Annotated in this window: 11 protein-coding genes and 1 pseudogene; 8 read left to right on the top strand and 4 right to left on the bottom strand. The window is 52.5% G+C overall.

Annotated elements, in window-relative coordinates:
- Nucleotides 1–7: 7 nt before the first annotated feature.
- The 3 genes from xni to queF all read right to left on the bottom strand — a co-directional run bounded on the left by xni (nucleotide 8) and on the right by queF (nucleotide 3,302).
- Entirely contained in the window at nucleotides 8–763 is a 756-nt protein-coding gene (xni, locus tag KQP84_RS07035) for a flap endonuclease Xni (RefSeq protein ID WP_215845733.1), read from the bottom strand.
- A gap of 34 nt (nucleotides 764–797) precedes the next feature.
- Nucleotides 798–2,162, bottom strand: a complete 1,365-nt coding sequence (gene ppnN, locus KQP84_RS07040) for a nucleotide 5'-monophosphate nucleosidase PpnN (RefSeq protein ID WP_215845734.1) — start codon at nucleotides 2,160–2,162, stop codon at nucleotides 798–800.
- Between the two features lie 294 nt (nucleotides 2,163–2,456).
- Nucleotides 2,457–3,302, bottom strand: a complete 846-nt coding sequence (queF, locus tag KQP84_RS07045; RefSeq protein ID WP_215845735.1) for an NADPH-dependent 7-cyano-7-deazaguanine reductase QueF — start codon at nucleotides 3,300–3,302, stop codon at nucleotides 2,457–2,459.
- A gap of 65 nt (nucleotides 3,303–3,367) precedes the next feature.
- On the opposite strand from queF, the gene syd reads away from it, so the two are divergent.
- The 4 genes from syd (at nucleotide 3,368) to KQP84_RS07065 (ending at nucleotide 6,069) form a co-directional block, all read left to right on the top strand.
- Nucleotides 3,368–3,913, top strand: coding sequence for a SecY-interacting protein (syd, locus tag KQP84_RS07050; RefSeq protein ID WP_215845736.1), 546 nt, complete (start codon nucleotides 3,368–3,370; stop codon nucleotides 3,911–3,913).
- 589 nt (nucleotides 3,914–4,502) lie between these two features.
- Nucleotides 4,503–4,832: a YqcC family protein gene (locus tag KQP84_RS07055; protein ID WP_215845737.1), complete on the top strand. Its 330-nt coding sequence runs from the start codon at nucleotides 4,503–4,505 to the stop codon at nucleotides 4,830–4,832.
- Entirely contained in the window at nucleotides 4,832–5,611 is a 780-nt protein-coding gene (gene truC, locus KQP84_RS07060; RefSeq protein WP_215845738.1) for a tRNA pseudouridine(65) synthase TruC, read from the top strand. Before KQP84_RS07055 ends, truC begins: the two co-directional genes overlap by 1 nt.
- A gap of 11 nt (nucleotides 5,612–5,622) precedes the next feature.
- A complete protein-coding gene (locus tag KQP84_RS07065) occupies nucleotides 5,623–6,069 on the top strand; it encodes a flavodoxin (RefSeq protein ID WP_215845739.1) in 447 nt (148 codons plus the stop codon).
- A 40-nt stretch (nucleotides 6,070–6,109) separates the two neighbouring features.
- Here the strand turns inward: KQP84_RS07065 and garD are convergent, their stop codons facing one another.
- Nucleotides 6,110–7,669 (bottom strand): galactarate dehydratase, encoded by a 1,560-nt coding sequence (gene garD / locus KQP84_RS07070; RefSeq protein ID WP_215845740.1) that lies wholly within the window; start codon nucleotides 7,667–7,669, stop codon nucleotides 6,110–6,112.
- A 634-nt stretch (nucleotides 7,670–8,303) separates the two neighbouring features.
- Here garD and KQP84_RS07075 point away from each other — a divergent pair.
- The 4 genes and pseudogenes from KQP84_RS07075 (at nucleotide 8,304) to garL (ending at nucleotide 13,161) form a co-directional block, all read left to right on the top strand.
- Complete coding sequence (locus KQP84_RS07075) at nucleotides 8,304–9,650, top strand: MFS transporter (RefSeq protein ID WP_215845741.1); 1,347 nt, start codon at nucleotides 8,304–8,306, stop codon at nucleotides 9,648–9,650.
- 9 nt (nucleotides 9,651–9,659) lie between these two features.
- Nucleotides 9,660–11,006: an enolase C-terminal domain-like protein gene (locus KQP84_RS07080; RefSeq protein WP_215845742.1), complete on the top strand. Its 1,347-nt coding sequence runs from the start codon at nucleotides 9,660–9,662 to the stop codon at nucleotides 11,004–11,006.
- Nucleotides 11,007–11,016: 10 nt separating this feature from the next.
- A pseudogene (gene gudD, locus KQP84_RS07085) lies at nucleotides 11,017–12,346 on the top strand (glucarate dehydratase).
- Between the two features lie 44 nt (nucleotides 12,347–12,390).
- Nucleotides 12,391–13,161: a 2-dehydro-3-deoxyglucarate aldolase gene (gene garL / locus KQP84_RS07090; protein WP_215845743.1), complete on the top strand. Its 771-nt coding sequence runs from the start codon at nucleotides 12,391–12,393 to the stop codon at nucleotides 13,159–13,161.
- Nucleotides 13,162–13,168: the final 7 nt, after the last annotated feature.

Below are 13,168 nucleotides of genomic sequence, written 5' to 3' on the forward strand. Positions count from 1 at the left end.
GCGGCACTCAGCCTTCATAACGCAGCGTTTTTAAATTCCCTTGTAGTACTAAATCCTGCTTGAGCGTGGCAACTTGCCGGCTGATTTGCGCCATTTGCTGTTCTGCCTGCAATTTTTTGCGCCACTTTGTGGGGACTTGATCCAGTTGCTGATAAATTCCTTCCAGCGTTCCAAACTGCTGTAACAATTCTTTGGCACTTTTGGGCCCAATACCGGCAATGCCCGGAATTTTGCTGCTGCTGATTCCACACAACCCCCAATAATCAGGCAAAAGCTGTGGCGCAACGCCAAATTCTGCTGCGATAAAAGGCACATCCAGCCAGCGTTTTTGGAAGTAGTCACGAATGCGTATTGCCGGGGCCAGCAGCTGACAATATCCTTTGTCTGTAGAAACGATGGTGGCCTGATGGCCAGCTTCAGCCATTTTTACTGCCAGCGTGGCGGCTAGATCGTCAGCTTCGTCCTGATCAGCAATCCAGCAGCTCACTCCCGCAGCGCGAAAGGCCTCCTGCAGTGCAGGCATTTCTGCCTGTAAGTCTTCCGGCATCGGCGGACGTCCACTTTTGTAGTCCGGTAATAAATCGTGACGCCAGCCTTGATGTCGGGTTTCTCCGTCAAAAACCGCAACAACATGGGTAGGTTGCGTATGACCGAGCAGCTGTCGTAATGCAGCTACGCAGCCATCAACACAAGGCGAACCCTGTACTGCATGTAAACGGCGGATAAGGTTTAGTGCATCAATAATGAGAAGATGAAGAGGCATGAGAATATGGGCAGCCCGAAAGCTGCCTCCTGATTTATTTGATGATTTCGTAGCAAGGAATGTAAGCGGTGCCCGGCAGTTTCATGCGTTGCTGAGCGACAAATCCCTGTAGCAGCTCGTCCATGCGGTGCATGATATCCGCATCACCATGAAGCTTGTAGGGACCTTTTTCACGGATTTCACGAATGCCCATCTCTTTGACGTTACCGGCTACAATGCCTGAGAAGGCGCGACGCAAATCTGCAGCCAGTTTTTCCGGCGGCTGATGAGTGTAAAGATTCAGATTGGCCATGTTTTCATGCGTCGGCATAAACGGAACCTGTAAATCTTGCGCAATGCGAATGGACCAGTTGAAGCTATAGGCATCGCCGGTTTCGCGGCGATATTCTTTCACTTCTGGCATCGCTTTTTTCATCAGGCGCGCAACTTCGTGGGCGTCTTCAATGATGATTTGATAATACTTACGTGCCTGCTCGCCTAAGGTGCTGACAATGAAATCATCCAGTACACGGAAGTAGTCAGCACTCTCTTTCGGTCCCGTCAGAATCAGCGGTAACACCTGATCGCTGTTCTGTGGATTCATCATGATACCCAACAGATAAAGCAGTTCTTCCGCTGTGCCCACACCACCTGGAAAGATAATGATGCCATGTGCCATTCGCACAAACGCTTCAAGGCGTTTTTCAATGTCCGGCATGATGATTAATTCGTTCACCAGCGGATTCGGCGGTTCGGCGGCAATAATAGAGGGTTCAGTTAACCCAATAAAACGGCTGTCACGATAGCGTTGCTGCGCGTGGCCCACCGCCGCGCCTTTCATCGGCGCTTCCATGACGCCAGGACCGCAGCCGGTGCAAATATTCAGTTCGCGCAAGCCGAGTTGCGTACCGACATTACGGCAATACTGATATTCGACCGCGTTAATCGAGTGGCCGCCCCAGCACACCACAGTGTTGGGATATTCACCGATATGCAGCGCACGCGCATTACGCAGAATTGAAAAGACCGTGTTGGTGATATTGGCTGAGTCATCCGCATCGAGATTTTGAAAGCGTCCCGAACCCGAAAGCTGGCCACTCACAAACAAAATATCGCGCAATACGGCAAACAGGTTGGCCTGTAATGACCGAATGATACGCCCATCCACAAACGCCTCTTCCGGCGGGTTGATCAGCTCAAGTTTTACGCCGCGCTCACGGCGCAACACATTGATGTCAAAGTTTTCAAAGCGGGAAAGCAGTTCATGGCTACTGTCAGTCTGGCTACCGGAGTTGAGCACGGCGAGAGAACAGTTACGGAACAGCTGGTAAAGATCGCTGCTGGCCGTGCGTTTCAGCATGTCGACTTCTAACTGAGAGAGCAGGTCCATGGAGCCAAGTGGGCTGATATGAGTGATCATGTAAACTCCTTTACACCCGCCTGGGTGATTGGTGGCACTGCAAATGCAGTGACGAAATACCCTTCACGCTTCAAGCTACAGCGGCGTTAGCATTACTTGTTTTCCCATTTGCCGATTTGATTCAGCGTCTGCGATGTGCCCGTTTGCTGTCGCCCTGCAACCCGAATTATTTTGATTAAAACTCTCTGGACGACGAACCCAACGTTCGCCGCCGTGTTCAGAGTAGCCTTGTCAGCAGGAACAGCTCAAGCGGATCCGTATGCGCTAAGCACAGCCTGCGAGTGATCTCGCAATCTATTGACGAACCAGGCGTGAATAACCTGGAGAGAAAGGCACATTGCTGCGCCACGGATTGATATCTAATCCACCGCGTCGCGTATAGCGTGCATAGACCGTCAGTTGTTCTGGATGACAGAAGCGCAGAATGTCATTAAAAATGCGTTCAACGCATTGTTCATGAAATTCGTTGTGCTGGCGGAAAGAGATCAGATAGCGCAACAGCTTTTCACGTTCGAGGCGCGGGCCTTTATAGTGAATCATCACCGAACCCCAATCAGGCTGGTTGGTGATCAAACAGTTGGATTTCAGTAAATGGCTTACCAGCGTCTCTTCAACCACTTCGCTGCCGGTTGCATCGGCCAAATAATCAGCATTGAAACGATAATCGTCGATTTCGATATCTTGTTCATCAATGCAGTAACCCTCGAAATGACCGATGGGCTGACCCTCAACTTCGCTGAGTCGAAACAGCGCGACCGTTACGTCACCTTCTGCGCAGGCACGCAGATCGCGCTCTAGCGTTTGACGGACTTTGCCCCAGTCGGCGAATTTGGTCTGATTAAAGCTGTTAAGATAAAGCTTGAAGCTTTTCGACTCGATAAGATTGCGACTGCTTGCACTGAGCACCACTTCACCGACAGCAACCTGCGGTAGGCCTTTGTTGTTGAGCCACGACAGCTCATACAGCGTCCAGATGTCTGAGCCAGAAAACGGCAGGCTATCGGGAAAAAGGCCTAGCGGTTCACGGTTCAGGCTACGCGGCACCGCCTGCAACAAGCTGTTGTCATAGCGATCGTGATAGGCTGTGGGTTTGCCCAGCGTCAGGTTGCTTAACGCCTGATCCTGTTCGTGAGAAGACATAACGGTTTCCATCAAAATTAAACAAAGTGGGTAAGTGTAACCCATCAGAAGTGAGAATATGAACGATGCAGCAAACTGCTGAAGCGCTACACGACTTTACCACCCGATATTGCCAGGTTTGGCAACAACTTTATGGTCATGCTCCTGCCAGTGCTGAGCTTACTGGTGTTCCGTCGCCGTGCGTTATTGAAAAACGCAACGATCGCGTACTGTGGCAACCTCAGCCATTCAGCCTGCCACCTTCGCTTGATGCAGTGGAAAGAGCGTTGGATATTGAGTTGCAGCCCGCCATCACGGCCTTTTACACCAGTCAGTTTGCCGGAGATATGCAAGCGCGTTTCGAACAGCAACAGTTGACCCTGTTACAGGTCTGGAGTGAAGAAGACTTCCTGCGTTTGCAGGAAAATTTGATCGGGCATTTGGTTATGAAACGCCGACTGAAATTACCGCCCACGCTGTTTATTGCCACGACAGAATCGGAAGAGGAAATCATCTCGCTGAGTAATCTGAGCGGCGAAATTATTCTTGAACAGCCTGGCCGTAAAAATCATCGCATTCTTTCAGAAAATATTGAGATATTTCTTAAGCATTTACAACCGTTTAGTCTATGAGATGCAGAGATTGCCCGCTTTGTTTGTGAGATATCTCTTACAGGCGCTGTGAGAGATCATCTTAAAATGCATAAGACTTCTAGATGTCTCCAATGTAAAAATATTGTGAATCATCGACTTAATGGCATTAGTCCGAAATAGTAGCAATAAGTTAATAGCGTTACGTTTTTTAGTAGCTTGTTTACGCGAAGCATTCTGTCAGAATGTTTCGCACTAGCAGGACGCTAAGGACAAAAGATATCGTCAGGATGATGTTAAGCCATGAGGCGGGAACGTAACGGAGTTTACGGCACAAGGAAGGCTTCACCGGATGAAGCAGGACACTCAGGATTGAGACAGGGACACCTCCAGGATGGAGAATGAGAGCCTCTTAGAATAGGTGGCGGGCCAGGATGCTAAGGATTCATCAAGAAGATGGGCGGCAGGAATGCACGTGGACCAGTTGTCATGGAAGAGCAGGGAGCATAAACGTAGCAGGAAAGCTGCAAACGAACCGGGAGCACTGTTTATACAGTGCTCCCTTTTTTGTGCCTACGTTAACAAGTGATATGCTTGCCGCCCCTTTTTTACTGCTCGCTGGAGGTGGCGCATGACGCCGGAACAATTGATTACGCAACGGCTGGAGCAGGTTGAGGCGATAATGCATGAGCACGATCTCTGGCAAACGACGTCGCCCCAGGCCAGCGCTTTCGAGAGTCGTGAACCTTTTTGTCTCGACACCCTGGAACCACTGGAATGGCTGCAATGGGTGCTTATTCCCCACATGCACGCTTTAATCGCCGCACAGCAACCACTGCCGAAGAACTTCGCTATCGCCCCTTATTTTGAGATGGCGTTAGCGCCTGCGCAGGCGGGCCGCCCGCTGTTATTACTTACGCTGCGTCAGCTCGACGCGTTGTTTATGGACGATGCCGTCTGATGTTAGAAATTCTTTATCAAGATGAGTGGCTGGTGGCGGTTAACAAACCCGCTGGCTGGCTGGTACACCGCAGTTGGCTCGATCGCAATGAAAAAGTCTTTGTGATGCAGACGGTACGCGATCAAATCGGCCAGCACGTCTTTACTGTTCACCGTCTTGATCGACCTACTTCCGGTGTGCTTCTGATGGGGTTGTCCAGCGAGGTAGGGCGGTTGCTTTCGCTGCAATTTGAACATCATCAGATACAAAAAACCTATCACGCGGTACTGCGAGGTTGGCTGGAAAGCAGCGACACGCTGGATTATCCGCTGATGGAAGAGCGGGACAAAATCGCCGATAAGTTTGCCAATGAAGAGCGTATCGCGCAGCCAGCCGTCACCGATTACAGGGCGTTAGCAACAGTAGAAATGCCGCTGCCGGTAGGGCGTTACCCCACCGCACGTTACAGCCTGGTCGAGTTATCGCCGAAAACCGGGCGCAAACATCAGCTAAGACGCCATATGTCGCACCTGCGCCATCCGATCATCGGCGACAGCGCGCACGGAGATTTAAAGCAGAATCGCGGTGCGGCTGCGCATTTTGGTGCAAACCGATTAATGCTGCACGCCAGCAGTTTATCGCTAACACATCCCATCACGGGTGAACCGCTGATGATCCGCGCCGGACTGGATTCAGTGTGGCAAAACCTGATGAATCACTTTGGCTGGCAGAATCTCATCCCTGAGGTTCCGAGGGTTGAGTTTGAGCCGCAGCCACGCCAGGATATCAGTTCAGAATAAGGAGAGCGCTCATGGCAAAGATAGGCATTTTTGTAGGCACGGTTTACGGTAATTCGCTGCTGGTCGCAGAAGAAGCAGAACCGATTTTGCAAGAGCAAGGCCACAACGTAAACGTGTTTGAGGACCCAACGCTGGCAGAGTGGAATGATTACAGCAATGATGTGGTGTTGGTGATTACTTCCACCACAGGCCAGGGCGATTTTCCAGACAGCATTGCCGAGCTGGTCAACGGGGTGAAAGAGAAGTTAGGTTATCAGCCAACGCTGCGTTATGGCGTGATTGCGTTGGGTGACAGCAGCTACGATCATTTCTGTGGAGCAGGTAAAACCTTCGATGCACTGTTGCAAGAGCAAAGTGCACAACGCGTGGGTGAGATTTTATTGGTAGATGCCACAGAGAATCCTGAGCCTGAGACAGTGACATCACCGTGGGTCGAAAGCTGGGGCAAACTGCTGTAATGAGATGCGCGCTTTCACCTTGGAAAGCGCGCTTTTATCATCAGGTTATCGGAGCAGGATTGAATACCGCCAGCTGATTAAGAATTCCCCAACGATCTGACCATGTCTGTTTCCTGCCGCTGGCAATCTCCAGAATCAACGTGAATAACCGCCAGCCAACCTGTTCAATGGACTCTTCGCCGGTCGCAATAGTGCCAGCATTGATATCCATCAGATCGTGCCAGCGCTCAGCCAGCGCATTACGCGTCGCCATTTTGATCACCGGAATCGCCGCCAAACCGTAAGGCGTTCCACGTCCGGTGGTAAAGACTTGCAGCGTAATGCCAGATGCCAATTGTTGCGTGCCGCAAACGAAATCGCTGGCGGGTGTTGCCGCATAGATTAATCCCCGACGCGTCGGGCGTTGACCCGCTGACAACACTTCAACAATAGGGCTGCGACCCGATTTAGCAATTGACCCCAGCGCTTTCTCCACCACGTTCGCCAGACCGCCTTTTTTATTACCTGGCGAAGGATTGGCGCTGCGATCGGTTTGTCCCTGATCGAGGTAATTGTCATACCAGGCCATCTCTTCTAGCAGACGCTTACCAACTTCTTCATTTATTACGCGTGGCGTCAGTAGATGAATGGCATCACGCACTTCAGTCACTTCAGAAAACATCACCGTTGCACCGCAGCGCACCAGCAAATCAGAAGCAAATCCAACGGCGGGATTAGCCGTCACGCCGGAAAAGGCATCGCTACCGCCACATTGCATACCCACAACAAGTTCAGAAGCGGGACACGTTTCGCGCTGACGCTGATTCAGACGTTTTAAATGGCGTTCCGCGACCTGCAAAATCTCATCGACCATCGCACCAAATCCCACCAGCTTTTCATCTTGCAGACGCACAATGTCATTGTCATCTAATGAAATAGCCTGCACATCAGGCGTGCCGGTCAGCAGGCGCTCCGGCTGCAACTTCTCACAGCCCAAACTCACAATCATTACTTCGCCACCGAAGTTAGCGTTTAACGCCAGATTATGGATGGTGCGGATCGGCACCACCGCAGCGGGTGCGTTGATCGCCACGCCACAACCATAAAGGTGATTCAACGCCACCACGCCATCAACATTGGGATATTTAGGCAACAGATCGCGCTCTATCAGCTGCACGACAAAGTCCACCACGCCCGCGACACAATGCACGCTAGTGGTAATGCCCAAAAGATTGCGCGTACCGACGCTGCCATCTGCGTTGCGGTAGCCTTCAAAGGTATAACCTTCGAGTGCAGGAAGAACGGGGGGAATATTATTGGCTAGCGGCAAGCTGGCCAGCGGTGGCGCTTCGGGTAACGCCACCAGCGATTCATCAATCCAGCTCCCTTGTGCAATGTCTCGCAGCGCATAGCCAATCACCTCGCCGTAGCGCAGGATCTCGCCATCTTTAGCAATCGCGCTCAGCGCCACCTTGTGACCTTGCGGGACATGCTCGGTCAGTGTCAGGCCATCGGCAAAAGTCGTGCCTGCCGGTAAACCTTGATTGTTCACCACAATGGCGACGTTGTCCGCTTCATGTACTTTGATGTAGAGCGGTTGTTCAGTCGGGTTCAGGGTCATCGCTCACCTTCCAGTCATTCGCGCCGTACTTTTGCGGCGCGGTGTAATGATGTTACTTGTCACACGCTCAGTATTTGCCGACTTCAGTATAAGGAGACGCTGCTGGCCACGCATTGTGCAACTGTCTGGCTTTGAGGCGTTTTCAAACGCTGATTTAGTGTGAACAACCAAAAGCAAGTGAAGAATCTCACAAAGCCCATTCTTTGAACGCTGTTTTGCACCAAATCGGGAGGTTATTTCCGGGTTCCGTGAGCCGTGCCGCAGCCATATGTGCAAACGCCAGATAATTGATATTAACGCCGCGTTATTCTCAGGCGTTTATCCAGTGTCAGCGCTAAATCCTGTTCATATACTGATTTCCGTTATCCAACGTTAGGTTATTTGTCACGACGTACTTTCGATTTGCCAATAAAAAAATCGCCGTGTTTAACCCAACTTCTCTCTGATACCCAACGCGATGTGTATGCAGTCAGAGCGAAAGTCGTGAACGCTATACCCGTCACACTTCGAGCCGCTGGTGTGTTGCCTGCGCTTGCTCACCCCGGGCACTTACCAAGTAAGTTTCCAGGGTTTCACGAGCTTGCCGTCTTCCTGCGACTCGAATTATTAAGGGTATGCAATTCAGGAGTGCATCATGAATAGTTATAGCCAGACCGCGGAGTCGGTACAAAAACGTACCCATGCGCGTTACTGGATTGTGGTGATGTTATTTATTGTCACCTCATTCAACTACGGGGACCGCGCCACCATTTCGATTGCCGGTTCGGCGATGTCCAAAGATATCGGTCTGGATTCGGTCGGACTGGGCTACATCTTCTCTGCGTTCTCATGGGCTTATGTCATTGGCCAGATTCCTGGCGGTTGGCTGCTCGACCGCTTCGGCTCAAAACGCGTCTACTTCTGGAGCATCTTTACCTGGTCGTTGTTTACCTTGCTACAGGGTTTCGTCGATGTGTTCAGCGGCTTTGGCATCATCGTTTCGCTGTTTATGTTGCGATTCCTGGTCGGCTTGGCTGAAGCGCCATCCTTCCCTGGCAACAGCCGCATTGTCGCCGCCTGGTTCCCTGCACAGGAGCGCGGTACGGCAGTGGCTATCTTCAACTCAGCGCAATATTTCGCCACAGTGATCTTCGCACCTATCATGGGTTGGCTGGTCTCTGAGGTTGGTTGGGCACACGTGTTCTGGTTCATGGGTGGATTGGGCATCATCCTCAGCTTTATCTGGCTGAAAGTGATCCACGATCCCACCGATCATCCGGGCGTGAATAAAGCCGAGCTGGAGTATATGGAGCAGGGTGGTGCATTGATCAACATGGATGCCAAAAAGTCCGAGCACAAAGTGAGCTGGGACGAGAAGTGGTTTCAAATCAAACAACTGCTGACTTCGCGCATGATGTTGGGGATTTATCTCGGCCAATATTGCGTTAACGCCTTAACTTACTTCTTTATTACCTGGTTCCCGGTGTATCTGGTTCAGGCGCGTGGTATGTCGATTTTGAAAGCCGGTTTTATCGCCTCAATCCCGGCAATTTGCGGCTTCCTTGGTGGGGTGTTAGGTGGCGTGATTTCGGACTGGCTGATGCGTAAAACCGGTTCACTGAATATTGCGCGTAAAACGCCCATTGTGCTCGGCATGCTGCTGTCTATTTCGATGGTGATGTGTAACTACACCGACACCGAATGGGTCGTGGTGTTCTTCATGGCGCTGGCATTCTTCGGTAAAGGCATCGGTGCGCTGGGCTGGGCGGTGATGGCAGATACCGCACCAAAAGAGATCAGCGGCCTGAGCGGTGGTTTATTCAATATGTTCGGTAACTTCTCCGGCATCGTGACGCCTATCGCCATCGGTTACATCATTGCCACCAGCGGTTCCTTCGAAGGCGCGCTGATTTATGTCGGTATCCATGCCTTTGTCGCCGCATTTAGCTTCCTGGTGATTGCAGGCGATATCAAACGCGTTGAACTGAAAACCAGGCCATAAGGACGGAACATGACTACGCAAAGTTCGCCGATTATCACTGATATGCAGGTGATTCCGGTCGCGGGTTACGACAGCATGCTGTTGAACATTGGTGGTGCGCATAACGCCTGCTTTACCCGCAACATCGTGGTGCTGACCGACAACGCCGGACATACCGGCGTAGGGGAAGCGCCGGGCGGTGAAACCATTTATCAGACGCTGGTAGAAGCCATTCCGCAGGTCAAAGGCCAGCAGGTTGCCCGTATGAATCGGCTGGTACAGCAGGTGCACAAAGGCAATCAGTCGGCAGATTTCGATACCTTCGGCAAAGGCGCATGGACTTTCGAGTTGCGCGTCAATGCAGTGGCTGCACTGGAAGCCGCACTACTCGATCTGCTGGGGCAATGCCTTGGCGTGCCGGTCGCGGAATTACTTGGACCGGGCAAGCAGCGCGATGAAGTTACCGTGCTCGGTTATCTGTTTTACCTCGGCGACCGACGCAAAACCGATTTGCCTTATCTGACGGGCGAAAATGCCAGCCATGATTGGTATCACCTGCGTCATCAGGAGGCGCTCGACAGCGCCGCGGTGGTGCGTTTAGCCGAAGCCGCGCAGGATAAATATGGTTTCAAAGATTTCAAACTCAAAGGCGGCGTGCTGCCAGGCGAGCAGGAGATTGAAACCGCAACCGCACTGAAAAAGCGCTTCCCGGATGCGCGTATTACCGTCGATCCCAACGGTGCCTGGCTGTTGGACGAAGCCATCGGGTTGTGTAAAGGCATGCAGGATGTGCTGACTTACGCTGAAGATCCGTGCGGTGCAGAGCAAGGTTATTCAGGTCGTGAAGTGATGGCGGAGTTCCGTCGCGCCACCGGTTTACCGGTCGCCACTAACATGATTGCCACCAACTGGCGTGAGATGAACCACGCCGTGATGCTCAATGCGGTAGACATTCCGCTGGCCGATCCGCATTTCTGGACGCTGAGTGGGGCCGTTCGCGTGGCGCAACTCTGTGACGAGTGGGGCCTGACGTGGGGCTGTCACTCTAATAACCATTTCGATATTTCACTGGCCATGTTTACCCACGTTGGCGCGGCGGTGCCGGGTAAACCTACCGCAATTGATACCCACTGGATTTGGCAGGAGGGCGATCAGCGCCTGACCAAAAATCCTCTGCAAATCCGCAACGGTAAAATCGCCGTGCCGGATGCGCCTGGGCTGGGCATTGAGCTGGACTGGGATCAACTGCGCAAAGCCAACGAACTGTATAAATCACTGCCCGCCGGGGCGCGCAACGATGCCACGGCGATGCAGTATCTGATTCCTGGTTGGACATTCGACCGCAAACGCCCGGCATTTGGCCGTGCGACAGCTTAAGGAGCAGCAGATGAGTTCTACCCCTAAAGTCACATCCATGCAGGTCATCCCGGTTGCCGGTCACGACAGCATGTTGCTTAACCTGAGCGGGGCGCATTCCCTTTTTTCACCCGCAATATCGTTATCATTAAAGACAACGCCGGCCATACCGGGGTGGGAGAAATTCCCGGCGGTGAAAAGATCCGTCAAACGCTGGAAGATGCCGCTTCTTTGGTGATCGGCAAAACGGTGGGCGAATACAAAAATATTCTTAATTTGGTGCGCAGCACCTTTGCTGACCGTGATTCAGGCGGTCGCGGAAACCAAACCTTTGATTTGCGCACCACCATTCATGTGGTAACCGGCATCGAAGCTTCACTGCTGGATCTGCTGGGCCAGCATTTGGGTGTCAATGTCGCCTCTTTGTTAGGGGATGGTCAGCAGCGCGATCGCGTCGAAATGCTGGGTTATCTGTTCTACATTGGCGATCGCAATAAAACGTCGTTGTCCTATCAAAGCCAGGAAAACGACAAGTGCGACTGGTATCGCCTGCGTCATGAAGAAGCGCTGACGCCCGATACCGTGGTGCGTTTAGCTGAAGCCGCATATGAAAAATATGGCTTCAATGATTTCAAACTGAAAGGCGGCGTACTGCGCGGTGGCGAAGAAGCTGAAGCCGTGACCGCGCTGGCGAAGCGTTTCCCGAAGCGCGCATAACGCTCGATCCCAACGGCGCGTGGTCACTCAATGAAGCTATTTTGCTGGGTAAGCAGCTGAAAGATGTGCTGGCCTATGCAGAAGATCCGTGCGGCGCAGAGCAAGGCTATTCAGGACGCGAAGTCATGGCGGAGTTCCGCCGCGCAACCGGCATGCAAACCGCAACCAACATGATTGCCACCGATTGGCGACAGATGGGCCACACCATTTCGCTGCAATCAGTGGATATTCCGCTGGCCGATCCGCATTTCTGGACCATGCAAGGTTCCGTGCGCGTGGCGCAAATGTGCCACGATTTTGGCCTGACATGGGGTTCGCACTCCAACAACCACTTCGATATCTCATTAGCGATGTTCACCCACGTTGCTGCGGCAGCGCCCGGCGCAATTACCGCCATTGATACGCACTGGATCTGGCAGGAAGGTAATCAGCGCCTGACAAAAGAACCGTTCCAGATCAAAGGCGGCATGGTACAGGTGCCGCAAAAACCGGGATTGGGCGTTGAGCTGGATATGGATCAGGTGATGCAGGCTAATGCGTTGTATCAAAAACACGGTCTCGGCGCGCGCGACGATGCGCAAGCAATGCAGTTCCTGGTGCCAGGCTGGACCTTTGACAATAAACGTCCGTGCCTTGTGCGCTAACCTTTTGGCTTCCGCAGGGGAGCCGATGCAACAGGAGTAAAACCATGAGTAATGCAGCCTGGCCGAACAGCTTTCGTCGTCGTTTGCTGGCAGGTGAAACCCTGATTGGCAGTTGGTGTGCACTGGCGAATCCATTAAGCACCGAAGTGTTAGGACTGGCCGGATTCGACTGGCTGGTGCTGGATGGGGAACATGCGCCCAACGACATCACCACTTTTGTGCCGCAACTGATGGCGCTGAAAGGCAGCCACAGCGCGCCCGTCGTGCGTCCGCCCTGTAATGAACCGGTGATCATCAAACGTCTGCTGGATATCGGTTTTTATAACTTCCTTGTGCCGTTTGTTGAGACCGAAGAAGAAGCGATCCGCGCTGTCGCCTCTACGCGTTATCCACCCGCGGGTATTCGCGGCGTATCGGTATCGCACCGCAGCAACATGTACGGAACCTTGCCGGAGTACAACAGCACCATCAATGACAACATCACGGTGCTGGTACAAATCGAAACGCAGCAAGCAGTAGACAATATTGATGCTATCGCGGCGGTTGATGGCGTGGACGGTATTTTTGTTGGGCCTGGCGATCTTTCTGCGGCGCTGGGCTATCTCGGCCAGCCAGCGCATCCAGATGTGCTGAAAGTGATTAAGCACGTTTTCGAGCGCGCTAAAGCAGCGGGCAAACCCAGCGGTATTCTGGCACCGGTTGAAGCCGATGCCCGACGCTATCTGGAGTGGGGCGCCAGCTTTGTGGCGGTCGGCAGTGATTTAGGTGTTTTCCGCAACGCAACGCAGGCGCTGTGCGACAAATTTAAGAAGTAATCAACCA

The organism is Candidatus Pantoea bituminis (genome assembly GCF_018842675.1).
GTDB classification, from domain to species: domain Bacteria; phylum Pseudomonadota; class Gammaproteobacteria; order Enterobacterales; family Enterobacteriaceae; genus Pantoea; species Pantoea phytostimulans.